14 protein-coding genes are annotated in these 17,086 nt (G+C 34.9%); 13 read left to right on the top strand and 1 reads right to left on the bottom strand.

Translation table 11 applies throughout. The annotated features are described in order from the left end of the window. Positions 1-11 precede the first annotated feature (11 nt). From proB to FKR84_RS09365, 8 genes are all read left to right on the top strand, one after another. Positions 12-785, top strand: a complete 774-nt coding sequence (gene proB / locus FKR84_RS09400) for a glutamate 5-kinase (RefSeq protein WP_141422053.1) — start codon at positions 12-14, stop codon at positions 783-785. A gap of 41 nt (positions 786-826) precedes the next feature. Further along, complete coding sequence (locus FKR84_RS09395) at positions 827-2,026, top strand: glutamate-5-semialdehyde dehydrogenase (RefSeq protein ID WP_141422052.1); 1,200 nt, start codon at positions 827-829, stop codon at positions 2,024-2,026. Positions 2,027-2,144: 118 nt separating this feature from the next. Further along, the gene (locus FKR84_RS09390) at positions 2,145-2,855 is read left to right on the top strand and encodes a hypothetical protein (protein WP_141422051.1); all 711 of its coding nucleotides are present in this window, start codon (positions 2,145-2,147) and stop codon (positions 2,853-2,855) included. A gap of 25 nt (positions 2,856-2,880) precedes the next feature. Beyond that, complete coding sequence (locus tag FKR84_RS09385; RefSeq protein ID WP_141422050.1) at positions 2,881-5,661, top strand: TonB-dependent receptor; 2,781 nt, start codon at positions 2,881-2,883, stop codon at positions 5,659-5,661. Positions 5,662-5,683: 22 nt separating this feature from the next. Continuing rightward, positions 5,684-7,399 (top strand): hypothetical protein, encoded by a 1,716-nt coding sequence (locus FKR84_RS09380; RefSeq protein ID WP_141422049.1) that lies wholly within the window; start codon positions 5,684-5,686, stop codon positions 7,397-7,399. A 38-nt stretch (positions 7,400-7,437) separates the two neighbouring features. Beyond that, positions 7,438-8,694 (top strand): DUF4249 domain-containing protein, encoded by a 1,257-nt coding sequence (locus FKR84_RS09375; RefSeq protein WP_141422048.1) that lies wholly within the window; start codon positions 7,438-7,440, stop codon positions 8,692-8,694. Positions 8,695-8,722: 28 nt separating this feature from the next. Beyond that, complete coding sequence (locus FKR84_RS09370) at positions 8,723-9,970, top strand: DUF4249 domain-containing protein (protein ID WP_141422047.1); 1,248 nt, start codon at positions 8,723-8,725, stop codon at positions 9,968-9,970. Positions 9,971-10,071: 101 nt separating this feature from the next. Continuing rightward, a complete protein-coding gene (locus FKR84_RS09365; RefSeq protein WP_141422046.1) occupies positions 10,072-10,935 on the top strand; it encodes a sigma-70 family RNA polymerase sigma factor in 864 nt (287 codons plus the stop codon). Positions 10,936-11,017: 82 nt separating this feature from the next. On the opposite strand, the gene FKR84_RS09360 is transcribed toward FKR84_RS09365, so the two are convergent. Beyond that, positions 11,018-12,022: a lipoate--protein ligase gene (locus FKR84_RS09360; protein WP_141422045.1), complete on the bottom strand. Its 1,005-nt coding sequence runs from the start codon at positions 12,020-12,022 to the stop codon at positions 11,018-11,020. Between the two features lie 172 nt (positions 12,023-12,194). Here FKR84_RS09360 and rpe point away from each other — a divergent pair, with 172 nt between their 5' ends. From rpe to alr, 5 genes are all read left to right on the top strand, one after another. Beyond that, positions 12,195-12,854, top strand: a complete 660-nt coding sequence (gene rpe / locus FKR84_RS09355; protein ID WP_141422044.1) for a ribulose-phosphate 3-epimerase — start codon at positions 12,195-12,197, stop codon at positions 12,852-12,854. A gap of 1 nt (position 12,855) precedes the next feature. Then, positions 12,856-13,827: a YpdA family putative bacillithiol disulfide reductase gene (locus FKR84_RS09350; protein ID WP_141422043.1), complete on the top strand. Its 972-nt coding sequence runs from the start codon at positions 12,856-12,858 to the stop codon at positions 13,825-13,827. 100 nt (positions 13,828-13,927) lie between these two features. Beyond that, complete coding sequence (locus FKR84_RS09345; RefSeq protein WP_233357725.1) at positions 13,928-14,689, top strand: DUF4382 domain-containing protein; 762 nt, start codon at positions 13,928-13,930, stop codon at positions 14,687-14,689. A gap of 116 nt (positions 14,690-14,805) precedes the next feature. After that, positions 14,806-15,936, top strand: a complete 1,131-nt coding sequence (locus FKR84_RS09340; RefSeq protein WP_141422041.1) for a M20 metallopeptidase family protein — start codon at positions 14,806-14,808, stop codon at positions 15,934-15,936. After that, positions 15,926-17,077: an alanine racemase gene (alr, locus tag FKR84_RS09335; protein WP_141422040.1), complete on the top strand. Its 1,152-nt coding sequence runs from the start codon at positions 15,926-15,928 to the stop codon at positions 17,075-17,077. Before FKR84_RS09340 ends, alr begins: the two co-directional genes overlap by 11 nt. Positions 17,078-17,086 lie beyond the last annotated feature (9 nt).

Genomic DNA, 17,086 nt, shown 5'->3' with positions numbered 1-17,086 from the left:
AAAAACACAATATGCAAACTAAACGAGTAGTAGTAAAGGTTGGTACAAATGTATTGACCAATAAAGACAACAGGATTCTAGGACCAGTTTTAAAAGAATTGGTTCGTCAAATATCTGTCCTTTACGAACGAGACGTCATGGTAATCTTGGTATCCTCAGGATCTGCCATAGCAGGAAGAGAAGTTTTAGGAGAATGTAGTTTAGAAGACAAGTCGGTTAGGCGTCAAGTATATTCAGCTGTGGGTCAACCAAGAATGATGCGCCACTATTATAGCATTTTTCACGATTACGGAATGCGATGCGCGCAGGTTTTAGCAACCAAACGTGATTTTGCGCCAGGTAAATATCGCGAAAATATGATAAGCTGTTATGAAGGTCTGCTTTCGCAAGGTATAATACCAATCGCAAACGAAGATGACGCGGTATCGTTAACTATGTCTATGTTTTCAGACAACGACGAATTGGCAAGCTTAGTGGCAGAGTTGGTAAACGCCGATAGGTTAATTATTTTAACAGATACAGAAGGGCTTTTTACCGGGCATCCGGATGACGATGATTCCGAAAAGTTAAACGAAGTGACTACCAACCAAGACGTAGAAAAATACGTACAAGCTTCTGAAAAAGGAGAAGGCGAAGGTCGCGGCGGTATGGAATCTAAATTAAAAATTGCCAAAGGCACCGCTAACAAAGATATACCAACGTATATAGCCAATGGCAAGCGTGCAAACGTGATTGTTGATATTGTAGATGGGAAAGAAGTTGGAACTAAATTTATAAACGGTTAGTTTACAATTTGTGAAAAAGAAAAATCAAAAAAATTAAAAACATGAAACTTTTAGATACCAATAAAAAAAATCAAGTCTTACAATCGATGATGGATATTATCGAAAAAAGACGAGCAGAAATAATTGAAGAAAATAAAAAAGATTTAGAAGCTTTTGATAGAGACGATCAAGCTCTTTACGACCGTTTGGTGGTAAATGAAGCCAAAATAGATGGTATGATTCAAGCCATCAAAGAAGTTAAAGAACAAGAAGATCCTGTAGGGAAAGAAATTTCCAGTATCACCTTAGACAGCGGATTAAAAGTTACCAATAAGACAGATCCATTTGGCACTATTTTAATTATATACGAATCTAGACCAGATGTAACTATAGAAGCTGCTGTTTTAGCCTTTAAGGCAAATAATAAAATACTACTAAAAGGTGGTAAAGAAGCTATAAACAGTAATCTTATTTTAGAAAAATGCTGGCACGAAGCTTTAGCGGAAAATGATTTGGATAAAGACTGGATAAAACTCTTGCATTTAAAGAGAGAAGAAACCCAAGAATTTTTACGCAATCCTACCGAAAAAATAGATTTGATTGTACCCAGAGGAAGCGAGCGTCTTATAAAATTTGTAAAAGACCACGCTACTTGCGCTGTTTTAATTAGCGGTAGAGGAAACAATTTTCTATATGTTGCAGAAGATGCAAATTGGGAAAAAGCAGTAAAGGTTATCATTAATGCAAAAACCGAAAAAATTTCTGGATGCAATGCCTTGGATAAAGTTTTAATAGATAAAAACATTCCGAATTATGAAGCCAAGCTTAAGGAGATACAAGAAATCCTAAGCGGTGTAAATGTAGAAATTGTGGTAGATGAAAAAATTGGAAAAACCTTAACCAATGCTTCAAAAATACCAAACGAAGACACTTGGTACGAAGAATTTTTGGCTATGAAAATACTACTGGCGGAAGTAGATGGCTTAGATGAAGTTATTGACACGATAAACAAATATTCTGGTGGGCACTCCGCTTCTATCTTAACCGAGAGCAAAGAAAAAGCAGCCAAGTTTATGGAGCAAATAGATAGTGCTGCCGTTTACCATAATGCATCTACCAGATTTACAGATGGCGGACAAATGGGCGTTGGCGCAGAATTGGCTATTAGTACAGACAAATTGCACCACCGCGGCCCGTTAGGCTTAAAGCAATTGGTTACTAACAAATACTATGTTTATGGTGACGGCCACGTGCGCGTGTAACCATTTTGATAAAATGAATTTTATTTAGAAAAACCCGCCTTTTAAGGTGGGTTTTTTTGATAGAAGGAAAAATTAATGTAGCTTTAACAATTCATTTTGATAACCAACCCATTTTTTAATGCAAAGAAATCTTTTTCTAGCTTTCTTTAGTGCTTTTTTTTTACTGAATCTTTCCGCGCAAGCGCAAAACAAAAAAGAAATACTAAGAGAATTTAATCAAGTATTTGGTGTAAGAAACTTGAAGATTAATAACGGTCCTCTGCACACGAACACGTTTAGAACTATTAATGATAAGATTAGGTATTACTCCAAAGACTATCTTTCGAGCAGCTTATATTACGACGGTAGTATTTACTACAACGTACCGCTAAAATTTGATGAATTTGAGCAACAACTTGTTTTAAAACTGCAAAATTCTACTACAGATTTTGGTGTAAATCTCGCCAATACCAAAATAGATTCTTTTGCTTTTGGCACTTCCAAGTTTATTAATATTAAAAAAACAGAGCCAGAATTTGCTAAGAGTAAAAACATTGTTTTTGCCGAAAAAATAGCATTAAATAATAATCTAACTCTGTACGTTCATCACGCTAAAGGAAAAAGAGACCGCATAAAAGGTTCTTCTGTATATTATGAGTTTACAAAACAAAAAAGCTATTTCGTAGAGAAAGGTCAAGCGTTTTATACTATAAATTCCCGTAGTGATTTTTACCCAATTTTTCCTTCCAAGAAAAAGACGATTAAAGAATATTACAGAATATATAAAAGTTTACGTAAATCTAACGAGTATAGATTTATAAGCAATTTACTACAATACTTATCGGAATAACACGACTTAAATTTCACACCTATAAATGAGATATTTTTTACTCTACTTAGTTTTATTTGGAACGATTCAGTTTTCTTTCGCACAACAAAAGACCAATCCTGTTAGTATCAATTTTAATAATGTTACGGTTAAAGAAGCCATTTCGCAATTGGAAAATAAAACCGATTTAAACTTTTTTTACGACCAAAATTGGCTGGAAGAACAGGATGTAAAAATTCAGAAATATTATAACAATGCTTCTTTGCACCTTGTACTAGAAGAGCTTTTAGAAGAAACCAATATTAACTTTTTGATTTATAACCAATCTGTTATTCTCTCTAAAAATAATTTTATCTACAAAGATTTGCCACGTAATTTCTTCGGAAAAGATTCGCTTAATACTCAGAATAGAATTGTAAACCAACCGGTTTTTTATCAGGAATTTCAAACAGCAACTACCGCCAGAGACACCACTGCTACGCAAGAAAAACCCCTGGCTTTTATAGGTAAAGAAAACAAAGAAAAAACCAACGAGGTATATAAAATAACAGGCGTTGTAAAAGCAGCAAAAACCGGCAACCCTATACCATTTATTGCGGTGAGCACCGTAGACCAAAGCAAAAGTGTTGCCACAGATGCCAATGGTTTTTACAGTATTAAACTGCCCGTTGGCGCTAATGAGCTGCAAGTTTCGTCTTTAGAATACCAAAAACAAACCAGAAAAATAATGGTTTATAGTGATGGTTCTCTTGATTTTAGTATGCTACGCGATGTAAATTTATTGGATGAAGTAGTAATATCTGGCGAGAAAAAACGAAATATAAGAGCTGCCGTAACCGGTGTTTCTTCTATTAAGATGGAAGAAGTAAAAACTGTTCCCTTGGTTTTGGGAGAACGCGATGTTATAAAAATTGCCACTACCCTGCCGGGGATTTCTAATGTTGGGGAAGGCTCGCAAGGTTTTAATGTTCGTGGTGGTAAAACAGATCAAAATTTGGTTTTACTTAACGAAGGAGTAATTTACAATCCGTTTCATTTCTTCGGATTTTTCTCTGCTGTAAACCCGTATTTGGTAGATAAAGCAGATTTATACAAAGGCAGCATACCCCCGGAATATGGCGGAAGATTATCTTCGGTTTTTGATATTCAGACAAAAAAACCCAACCTAAAGAATTTTTCTGGAGAAGGCGGCATTGGTCCGGTTACCGGAAATTTAACTGCCAGCGTTCCTATAATAAAAGATAAAGCCGGTATTAGCGTTGGCGGCAGGGCAACTTATGCAGATTGGATTTTGAACGCCTTAGATAACGAGGATTTAAAAAACAGCGAAGCTTCTTTTTATGATGCTTTTATAAAATATTACCACAAACTAGACGAAGACAACAGCATAGAAGCCAATGCTTATTATAGCAGAGATAAGTTTAGCATAACCTCAGACTCGCTTAACACCTACGACAACTTGATGCTTAACCTAAAATGGGAGCATGATTTTAATAACGATCATCGCGCAAGCCTTTTTGTTAATAATAGTAATTACGGTTTTGATATTAATTACGAATCGCGCGGCACTAATAATTTTGATTTTGGCTATAATATTAATGAAACACAAGTAAAGGCTAAGTTTGATTATAATTACAACTCAAAACATACCATAACGTACGGAGTAACGGGAAAACTTTACAATATTAAACCCGGAGAAATAAAACCATCCGGACCCACATCTGTTATTGAGCCTTTAAAAATTGACGAAGAAAAAGGTTTGGAAACAGCTGTTTTTATTGGCGATGCCTTTAAAATAAGCGATAAATTATTGTTGAATGCCGGTTTACGTTATTCTTTTTATAGCGCTTTGGGGCCAGGCACACAAAATGTTTATGAACCCGGTTTACCTTTAAGTGAATTAACGCAAATAGGCGTAGAAACTTATGATGACAACGAAACAATAGAAACCTACGGCGGACTGGAATACCGCTTTTCTGCGCGGTATTTTTTGTTAGACGATTTCTCGGTTAAAGCTGGTTTTGACACCAACAACCAATACATTCATTTATTGTCTACAAACACCACGCAATCTCCCACAGATACCTGGAAGTTATCTAATTTAAATATAGAACCTCAGAAATCTAAACAATATTCTCTTGGTTTTTTTAAGAATTTTGCCAGCGATATGTACGAAGTGAGTTTAGAGGGCTATTATAAAACCATGGAGAATATGTTGGATTATAAAACCGGCGCAGAAGTTTTACTGAATGAAAATTTAGAAACCGAACTACTGCAAGGCGAAGGAAAGGCGTATGGCGTAGAATTTTTGATTAAAAAAACCTCCGGCAAATTTAACGGTTGGTTAGGCTATACTTATTCGCGTTCTAAAATAAAATTAGACGGAGCTTATCAAGAACAGCGAGTAAACAACGGTAACTTTTTCCCTACCAATTATGATAAGCCACACGATTTTAGCTTGGTGTTAAATTATAAACTAACAAAACGCTTTAGCTTTTCGGCAAACGCGGTTTACCAAACCGGAAGACCAATTACTTATCCTGTTGGGAAATTTCAGTACGGCAATATAGAATATGTTACTTATAGTGATAGAAACGCTTTTAGGATTCCTGATTATTACCGTTTAGACCTTGGGGTAAATATAGAAGCTAACCACAGAAAAGGTAAATTGGCACACGGTTTCTGGAATATTTCGGTATATAATGTTTTAGGCCGAAACAATCCTTATAACATTTATTTTGTTACTGAAGACGGAAAAGTAAAAGGCTATAAAAGCTCTATTTTCTCTATTCCTATTCCTACAGTAACCTACAACTTTAAGTTTTAAGCAACCAAAGATTTTTACCACTATGCACTATATTCTTCAAAAAACAACAATTCTTTTAATCTTAGGCTGCACAATGCTTTCCGCGAAAGCGCAAGACAATCAAAATGCGTTGAGCAATGTAAAAGAAAAAGTATATGTTTCTGTTAATAACCAAACTTTATTGGCTGGAGAAAACCTACGCTATAATTTTTTTAACCTAAATACTAAAGATCAAACCTTTAGCACAATTAGTAAGATTGGATACGTAGAATTGGTAAATACAGACGGAGAAGTACTTAAAAAACAAGCTATAGATTTAGAACATTCTGTAGGAAGCGGTAGTATTTATATTCCTACTAACACCCCTAGCGGCAATTATAAACTACTAGGCTATACGCGATGGATGTTAAACAAACCGGTTTCTGAATTATTTCAAACAGATATTTTTATAATCAATCCGTTTCAAACCCCAAAACAAGAACTGGTAAGTGGCACAGCCCAAGATTCGGTTAGGTTGAATGAAACGCAATTAAAACCAATTACTTCTACATATCTGCAAGTTAATTTCTCTAAAGATAAGTTTAAACCCCGTGAAGAAGTAAAACTAAACTTAGAAGCATTTAAAAATATGCAAGTAAGTATTTCGGTAAAAAAAGTAGACGGTTTAAGTTTAACAAAAAGCATATCTCCAAAAGATTTTAGCAATGCAGAAAATACGCAAAACAGTAGTAATGCAGGCAAGTCTATACTGCCCGAAATACGAGGACAACTAATTAGCGGCCATATTAGCGGACCTAAGGTTGCAGAAAAAAAGGTTGCTTTGTCTATTCCGGGAGGCGAGAGTTCGCAAACCAAACTTGTAAATACAGATAAGCAAGGAAAGTTTTATTTTAACTTAGACCAATATCCCACGCATACTACCACTTATATAGAAGTTTTTGCAGAAGACCGGCAAGCATATACCATAAGCTTAGATAGTATAGAAATTAAATATAAAAATTTAGAGTTTCGCAAACCCACCTTACTACATTCTTCTATGCAAGAAACTATAGAAGCTAGGTCTGTCGCTTTACAAATTCAAAACGCTTATTTTGAATATAAGAAAGATAGTATTCTTTCAAACCTGCCAACTCAACCTTTTTACGAACCTTTTAAAAAAGCATATAACTTAGATGAATATAAGCGATTTTCTACCTTGGCGGAAACACTTATTGAAATCCCGAACGAGCTCTATGCAAGAAAACAAGATGGGAAATATAACATTTATTTGCGCGATAGAGATAATTTTACCACCACAGAGGTTTATGGCAGCAGTCTGGTACTCTTTAATGGCGCGGTGGTGCAAAACACAAACCGATTGTTTGAGTTACCAGCGAGCAACATTAAAAAGATAGAGTTTGTAAACAAGGGTTATGTTTTTGGACCACGAATTTTTAGCGGTGTTGTAAACTTTGTCAATAAAGATTTTAATTACGAATTAGAGGTGAATAAAAAGTATAGAATTAAAACAAACTTAAACCGGCCAGCGCCAAAAAAGGTTCTAAACCAGCCAAATTATGCAACTGCAAATAATCTAAACAAAATTCCGGATTACCGGTACGAGTTATATTGGGAGCCAACGGTCCAATTACCGAATGAAAGTAGGGATTTTATGTTTTTCACAGCAGATGTAAATGGCACATTTAAAGTAAGCATTGAAGGTTTTACCGAAAACGGACAACCTATTCTAGTAGAAAAATATTTTGAGGTAAAAAATTAATAATCAAGGAAGTAATTTTTTTGATATCTTTATAGTAAGTGAAAAAAATAATTTACATAATTACCTTTCTAGTTGCTCTTAGCAATTTACTTGGTTGTATAGAACCCTATAATTTAAATTCTGAGTATTTTGAAGAAAACATTGTAATTGAAGCTAACATCACAAATAAATTAGAAAAACAGCGCATAAAAGTTTCCAAAACTTATCCTATAGACAGCGAAACGTATCAACCGGGCGGTAATGCGGTAAGCGTAAAAGTGAAAAGTGAACAAGGAGCAGAATTTACTTTTTCTTACCAAGAAGAAGACAGTACCTATGTTTCTGATGAAGCTTTTAAAGCGCAACCCAATATTTTATATACATTGGAAGTGGCAACCGCTAACGATTTATACACCGCTAATTCTTATTTTGAAAATGAAGTAACACTTGAAAATATAGGTATAGAAAAAAGCACAAATAAAGAAGGAATAGAAGGTTTAGACATTACAGTTAATGCCAACAGCAATAGTGAAGATGACAAATATTATCGTTATAAATATGAAGAGACTTTTACATTAACAGCACCCTACTATTCTCCTTACAAAGCAATTTTAACAGAGATGCCATTAGGTTATGGGCAATTTTCTTTTTTAGACTATCTAGTAATTCGTGCTTACGATGATACAATATATCACAGAGATTGTTACAGAACAGAATTCCATAATAAACCAATTTTAACAACTACGCAAAACCTTTCAGAAGATGATTTATCAAATTTTACAATAAGTTTTATACCCAAAACAAATTATAAGCTTAACGACAGATATACTATTAAAATCACACAATACGCGCAAAGTCGTGAAGCCTATACATTTTATAAAATTTTACAAGAGTTAAACTATAATGAAGAAACTTTATCTCCTAACCAACCTGGCTTTGTACAAGGTAACATTCAATCTGTAAACTTTCCGGAGAAAAAAGTCATAGGTTTTTTTGATATTGTTTCTATTTCTTCCAAAAGAGTATTTATCAACCGCTCTGATTATTACCCAAACGAACCTATTTCAGAATATTTCATAGAATGTGAAGTACAAGATTTTTGGAAACTACAACCGCCCGGATTAGTAATAGAAGACCGCCTTAATGAAGGTATTCGGCTAGTGTCTATAGTTCAACAAAATTCTTTAATACTATATGACTACTATGGTTATTACGATAATAATATAGGTTATGAATATTTTCTAATGGTTAAACCCGAATGCGGTGATTGCTCGGTTTTAGGCAATCCCGAGCCGCCACCATTTTGGCAAGAATAATTTAATATCTTAACTACTCAAATTAAATATGAAAAAAATAATATACATAATTTTAATCCTAGTAGGTTTTACTACTTTTTTTACAGCTTGTACAGAACCCTACCCTATAAATTCTGAATATTTTGAAGAAAATATAGTAATAGAAGCCAGCATTACCAATAGGTTAGAAAAACAGCGTATAAAGGTAGCCAAAACTTACCCTGTAGATAGCACAACTTATCAACCTAGTGCAAATGGTGTTAGCGTAAAGTTAATAAAAGACCAAAGCACAGAATATACTTTTTCCTACCAAGAAGAAGACAGTACTTTTGTTTCTAATCAAGCTTTTCAAGCGGAGCCCAATGTACAATACACCTTAAAAGTGGCAACCGCCAACGATATCTACACAGCCACTTCAATGTTTGAAAGCTCTTCTGTAATTGATAGCCTTAGCGTACAAAAAGCTACTAATGAAGAAGGTATAGAAGGTTTACAAATAGCCGTTAATTCTACTACCGCAAATGGTAGCAACACCTACTACAGGTTTAAATATGAAGAAACTTATAAAATTACAGCTCCCTATTACTCTCCTTTTAAAGCAGATTTTGTAAACATAGCACCAGATTATTCTTGGTACCCTCCCGAAATTATTATAAAACAAGTTTATGATCCGGAGATTTACCATGAAAAATGTTATAGAACAGAGTACGCTAAAAAAGCAATTTTAGCCAACACAGAAGATTTGACAGAAACCAATTTACAGAATTTTCCTATCAAATTTATTCCTAAAACAGATTATAGGCTTAACGAACGCTATAGCATACATGTAACACAATATACGCAGAGTTTTGAAGCTTATAAGTTTTATGAAACCTTAAATGATTTATCTTCTGAAGGCAATATTTTATCGCCTAATCAGCCTGGTTTTATAGAAGGCAATATTCAATCGGTTAATTTTCCGGATAAAAAGGTTGTAGGTTTTTTTGAAGTTGTATCGGCTTCTTCCAAAAGAATTTATTTTAACCATCAAGATTTTTTCCCTAACGAAACTGTTCCAGAGTATTTTAGAGAATGCCCGGTAAAAGTAATAGACAAATACGGACCGGTCCCTCCCGGAAGCCAATCAATGATGAATATACTAAAAAAGTTTGTTAGAAATAACCAATTAATCTTATGGAAAACAGATAGATTTATAAATGACGAATTGGGTTATCAAGATTTTTATATGGTACCACCAGAGTGCGGAGATTGTGCCGTTTTAGGCAACCCGGAACCGCCCGAATTCTGGGAAGAATAAAATCTTTTAAAATAATTTTAAGTTTTTTGTAACATTTTAGACAAAACACTCGTATAAGATAATGTAACCCTTTTTCTAAATTAATTTCGAGAGGAAATTTCATGAGACAACTTAAAATTACCAAGCAGGTAACCAATCGCGAAACCGCTTCATTAGACAAGTATTTGCAAGAAATTGGTAAAGTAGACCTAATTACCGCAGAGGAAGAAGTAGAATTGGCACAGCGCATCAAAGCCGGAGACGATTTGGCTTTAGAAAAATTAACCCAAGCCAATTTGCGCTTCGTGGTTTCTGTGGCCAAACAGTACCAAAACCAAGGTTTAACTTTGCCAGATTTAATAAACGAAGGCAATTTAGGTTTGATAAAAGCCGCAAAACGTTTTGATGAAACCCGCGGATTCAAATTTATCTCGTACGCCGTTTGGTGGATTAGGCAATCTATTTTACAAGCCCTGGCAGAGCAATCAAGAATTGTGCGCTTACCGCTTAATAAAATTGGTTCAATCAATAAAATAAATAAAACCTTTGCATTTTTAGAACAATCGCACGAAAGACCACCAAGTCCGGAAGAAATTGCCAAAGAGTTAGACATGACGGTAAACGATGTAAAAGAATCTCTTAAAAATTCCGGGAGACACGTCTCTATGGATGCTCCGCTTATAGAAGGAGAAGATTCTAACCTTTACGATGTTATACGCGCCGGAGAATCGCCAAATCCTGATAAAGATTTATTGCACGATTCTTTAAAAACAGAAATTGAACGCGCTTTAGAAACCCTTACCCCAAGAGAAGCAGATGTTGTACGTTTGTATTTTGGTTTGGGAGAGCAACAACCTATGACTTTAGAAGAAATTGGCGAAACCTTTGATCTTACCAGAGAACGCGTGCGCCAAATAAAAGAAAAAGCGATTAGACGCTTAAAGCATACTACAAGAAGCAAAATTTTAAAAACCTATTTGGGTTAGAAAATAGTGTTTCTTATACAAAACAAAAATCCCGATGCTAAAGCACCGGGATTTTTTATTTTAAAAGCCTTTTAAAACCAATTTATTCCTCTTCATCGGCTCCGTAGATAAGCTGTAAAAAGTCTTCTTTGGGCAAATCGCCAAAATAAAGTTTAGTATCTATATCTTTTAGTTTTTCCCGTATTTCTTGGTTGTCATAACGTGTATCAATTAGTCTATTTTCTATATCGCTTACCGGCTCTTTTCCAAAAAAGTCGCCATAGATTTTAAAATCTTTAATGCGACCTTTCTCTACAAAAATACGCAGATCCAATTCGCCTACTGGAAAGCGTTTTTCTCGCTGAATATTAAATTTAGGCGATTTTCCGTAATTCCAATCCCATAAATCGTACTTTTCTTCTTTGAGTTTATGTACGCCTTTCCATTCTTCCGGAGTAAGATGGTAGGTTTCAAAATCATCTCGTTCGTCGTACAAACCTTTTAAAATCTTAGCCCGAAATTCTTCAATTGTCATAGCAGTATCTAAAAACTCACTTATATTGGCTACGCGGCTTCGCGCAGATTTATGACCTTTAGATTTTATTTTACTCATCTTTACGTTTAGCGCGTTCATCGCTTCGCTTAATTCAGAATCAAATAATAAAGTACCGTGGCTAAACATTCGCTTTACACTAGAAAATTGTGCATTGCCAGATATTTTTTTGTCGTCTACCAAAATATCATTCCTGCCTTTTAACTCTGCCGGCACACCCATTTTATTCAGTACCTTAATTACCGGTTTGGTAAATTTTCTAAAGTTATTTAAGCTTTTTACATCATAATCTGTAATAAAGCTAAAGTTTAGGTTGCCAAAATCGTGGTAAACCGCTCCCCCACCAGAAATTCTGCGCACCACGTTAATGTTGTTTTTCTCTACATATTCGTGGTTTATCTCTTCTAAGGTATTCTGGTTTCTTCCAATTATTATACTTGGCTTATTTATATAAAACAACAAATAATCTTGGTCTGTAAAATTGCGCAAGCAATACTCTTCTAATGCAAGGTTTAGATGCGGATTGGTGTTGCCTTCGTTCTCTATAAAAATCATAGCGTGATGTTAGATAAATTCTCTACTAAAATATAAACTTTTTACTGATTTCTAGTGAATTTATTCGGTAAAACCACAAAAATTACCGCAACTTTAAGCTATGTTAATGCTCTTGTAATTATACTATATTTGTGGTCAATTCTTTTTATTTTTGCAACCAAAGCAACTACTTATGAGTAAATTAATTGCCCCTTCAATCTTGGCAGCAGATTTTGCCAATTTGCAACGCGACATAGAAATGGTAAACAACAGTGAAGCAGATTGGTTTCATATAGACATTATGGATGGCGTTTTTGTACCAAATATCTCTTTTGGTATGCCGGTTTTAGAAGCCATAAATCGGCACGCAGGAAAAGTTATAGATGTACATCTTATGATTACGCAACCAGAACGCTATATAGAAACTTTTGCCAACTTAGGTACAGATAATCTTACCGTGCATTACGAAGCTTGTACGCATTTGCACAGAACTTTACAAACTATAAAAAATGCTAATATGCGAACCGGCGTAGCCTTAAATCCGCATACCAATGTTAGTTTATTAGAAGATGTAATTACAGATATTGACCTGGTTTGCATAATGAGTGTAAATCCCGGTTTTGGTGGACAAAGTTTTATTGAAAATACCTATAAAAAAACACACCAGTTAAAAGAGATTATTTTAGATAATAATGCTACAACGCAGATACAAATAGACGGCGGGGTAACCGATAAAAATGCCAAGCAATTAATAGATGCCGGCGCAGATGTTTTGGTTGCCGGAAGCTATGTTTTTAAATCTGCTAATCCTTCAGAAACTATTAAGCATTTAAAAGAAATTGCAAACGCTTAGTATGACAAAATTAGATGTTTTAATAGTAGGTGGCGGCCCAATAGGCATCGCTTGTGCTTTAGAAGCAAAAAAGAAAAACCTCAACTATTTGGTGGTAGAAAAAGGACCTTTAGTAAATTCGCTATACCACTATCCTACCAACATGACGTTTTTTTCTACTTCAGAAAAATTAGAGATAGACAGCATTCCGTTTATCAGTAAAAACCCAAAACCCACCAAAGAAGAAGCTTTAGAATATTACCGCAGAATAGCTACTTCCAATCAATTAGATATTAATTTGTTTGAAAAAGTGGTACAAATTAAAAAACAAAACAATTTTTTTAAAGTGCAAACCAACAAAGCAACTTATGAGGCAGCACACGTGGTAATTGCTACCGGTTTTTACGATATTCCTAATTATATGAATATCCCCGGCGAAGATTTACCAAAAGTTTTTCATTATTATAACAATCCGCATTATTTTTCCGGACAAGATGTAATTGTGGTTGGTGCCAGCAACTCCTCTGTAGATGCCGCTTTAGAAGTATTTAGAAAAGGGGGCAATGTAACCATGGTAATTCGAGGAAAAAGCATTGGCGAACGCGTAAAATATTGGGTTAAACCCGATATAGAAAACAGAATAAAAGAAGGTAGTATAAAAGCCTATTTTCAAACTAAACTTACCCAAATTAGAGAAAACGAAGTAGACATTTTAATGCCTGATGGCGAAAAAAAGACCTTAAATAACGATTTTGTTTTGGCTTTAACCGGCTATCGACCCAATTTTGAGTTTTTAAAAAACATTGGAATTAAACTCTCTGAAGACGATAATTGCATCCCCTCTTACAATCCTCAATCCATGGAGACCAACATTAAAGGTGTTTTCTTGGCAGGCGTAATTTGTGGCGGAATGGAAACCCATAAATGGTTTATAGAAAACTCCAGGATTCATGCTAAACAAATTATGGAGCATATTAACTTTCAGCATTGCTAAAGCAGAATTTTAAGAAATGTTTAATATCTATAAAATAACATTTCAAAAAATAGCCGTTATCATTACAACACGAATCAAAAAAAGCAATAGTATGAATTTAATGAAAAAATTTAAGTTTGGCGCATATGCGCTATCATTCGCAACCATTTTTGCCGCTTGTTCAGACGATGACGATGCGGTAACCCCTCCTAGCAATAATGAGCAAGGGGAAATGACAATTGCAGCAAAAGCCACTTATAACGCTAACACAAGCGGAAAGTTGGCCGAAACTACCACGGTAAATTCTTTTTGGGTAAACTTTAAGGAAATACAATTAGAGCTGCAAGAGGTAGAAGACGAAAATGAAGAAGAGTGGGACGATAACGGCTTTTACGATAGCGACGACGATATCGAGCTGCAAGGTCCCTTTGAGTTAGATTTACTAGCAGACAATCCAATTCAATTGGTAAACCTTGAAGTACCAAATGGGGTTTATGAAGAAATTGAGTTTGAGTTTGAAAAAAGTACCAATCAAGACTCAGATTTATTTAATCAAAGTATCCGTATGACTGGAGAAATAGATGGTACGCCATTTGTTTTCTGGCATGACTTTGAGGAAGAAATAGAAATAGACTTTGAAGACACCAACCAGAACATTACAATTAATAACGACCAAAATACCGTGGTTATTAATTTTGATCTTACTGGAATAGTTGGTGCTGCCGGCTCTGTAGATTTATCAACTGCTTTAGATGGCAATAATGATGGTGAAATTGTTATTAGTCCGGAAGAAGGAGAAGACACAGACGGTAACCAATTATTGGCTGGAGCTTTAAAAGAAGCTATTAAAGCACAAATTGAATTGATGGAAGGCGACGATTAATTCGTTTTCTCTAAAATCTAAGCAAAAAAGCTGTCTGAATTTTCAGGCAGCTTTTTTTATTGGGCTTAAAATTTTGGCGGTTTTAAAAACTGTAAAAAAATTGTAACTTAGATAATATGAAGCTCTCGCAAATTAGAAAACATTTACATAAACACCCGGAAGTATCGGGAGAAGAAAAGGAAACAGCAGCGTATATAAAAGAGCAATTACAAGCTTTAGGCGTTAAAAAAATATATTCCGGTTTTTCTGAAAACAGTGTTTTAGCCGAAATCAATTCAGGTAAACCGGGCCACTGCCTTTTATTTAGGTGCGAGCTGGACGCTTTGCCCATTACAGAAAGCAATTCTTTTTCACATGCTTCGGTAAACAAAAATGTTTCGCATAAATGTGGGCACGATGGGCATATGACTATTTTATTAGGCTTTGCGGAAGAAATAAAAAGAAGCGATTTTAAAGGCCAAGTTTTGCTTTTGTTTCAAGCATCGGAAGAGACGGGAAAAGGTGCAAAAAATATTTTAGAATCAGGTTTTTTAGATAATTATCCGATAGATTATGTTTTTGCTTTGCATAACATTCCAAAATATCCAAAAAACAGTATTATTTGTAAACCTAATACATTTACGGCCTCGGTAGAAAGTTTAGACATTATTTTAGAAGGAAAAACCAGCCACGCAGGAATGCCGCAAAACGGCGTAAACCCGGCCAAGTGTGTTGCCGCAATAATAGCTTATTTTAGCGAGTTGGAAAATCAAAAAGCAAACAGCAACCAACACTTATTGGCTACGCCAATTCAAATTAAAATGGGTAAAAGTGCTTATGGCACTTCGGCAGGAGAGGCTTTGGTAAGTTATACTTTACGCTCGTTTGATGCTGCCTATTTTACTTCCGTAAAGGAAAAAATAAAAATTGATCTTAAGCATTTGGTACAAAAAACCCCCGGTTTAGAATACAAACTGATTTGGAAAGAAGCTTTTGAAGCCCACCACAACACCCCAGAACTTTACCAAGCAATTAAAAATATCGCCGCCAAAAAAAACTTAGAATTTATAGAAAAAGAAAAACCATTTGCTTGGGGAGAAGATTTTGGTACTTTTACACAAAAATATAAAGGCGCTATGTTTGGCTTGGGCGCAGGAGAAAACACTCCAGAATTGCATAACCCAGATTATGATTTTCCCGAAGAGATTATACCAACAGGAATTCAAGTATTTTTAAGCCTGCAAAAACAATTTGAAAATGATAATTAACCACAGTTCTACCATAGAAATAGATAGAAATGCGCTTGCCAATAACCTAAAGTTTATTCGGAATTTGATTGGAGAAAAAGTGCAACTTTCCAGTGTTATTAAAGGCAATGCTTACGGGCATGGCATAAAACAAATTTTGCCGGAATTAGAATTGCTTGGCGTAAATCATTTTGCAGTTTACAGCTCTTTTGAAGCTAAAATTGCACACCAGTATACCACCAAACCTGCTTCTAAGATTATGGTTATGGGAGATATAAGTGCAAAAGACCAAGAATGGGTAATTAAAAATAAAATAGAATTTTTTGTTTTTAATCTAAAGCATTTTAAAGATATGTTGGCTTTAGCTAAGAAGACAGAAAGTAAATTATACATTCATTTAGAGCTGGAAACCGGCATGAACCGCCACGGACTTTTAGAAAACCAATACGAAGAAATAGAAAATTTACTAGCCCAAAATAAAAAATACATTTGCTTAAAAGGAATTTGCACACATTTCGCTGGCGCAGAAAGTAGCGCAAATTTTAAACGTATAGAAACCCAAAAAAAACGTTTTTCTAGTGGTTTAAACTATTTTATAGAAAAAGGGCACGAGCCGCAATATAAACATACGTCTTGTAGCGCAGGTATAATTGCTTACCCCGAGTGCAACCATAACTTGGTGCGCGTAGGTATTTTGCAATACGGTTTATGGCCAAGCCAAGAAATAGAATTAATGTATAACGCAGATTTTAAAAAGAAAAATACCTTAAAAAGTGTTTTGAGTTGGCGCTCTAAAATAGTGGATGTAAAAACTGTAAAAGCTGGCGAATTTGTAGGTTACGGAAATTCTTTTTTGGCAGAAACAGCTATGAAAATTGCCAGCGTACCAATTGGTTACGGTTATGGTTTTAGCCGAAGTTTAAGCAATACCGGTCGGGTTTTGGTAAACGGAAAACGCCTTAGCGTTATTGGCACGGTAAATATGAATATGTTTTTGATAGAAGTTACCAACATAGACGTAGAAATAGGCGACACCGTAACCCTTATAGGAAAAGATGGAGAACAGGCTATTAATGTTTCTTATTTTGGCGATTTAAGTGAGCAATTAAACTACGAATTATTAACACGATTAGACAAAAGCATTCCGCGGCAAGTAATCTAAAAAGCTTTT

The sequence above is a fragment of the Haloflavibacter putidus genome, from assembly GCF_006546625.1.
GTDB classification, from domain to species: Bacteria; Bacteroidota; Bacteroidia; order Flavobacteriales; family Flavobacteriaceae; genus Mesonia; species Mesonia putida.
This window is presented reverse-complemented; position numbering and strand designations above follow the sequence as displayed.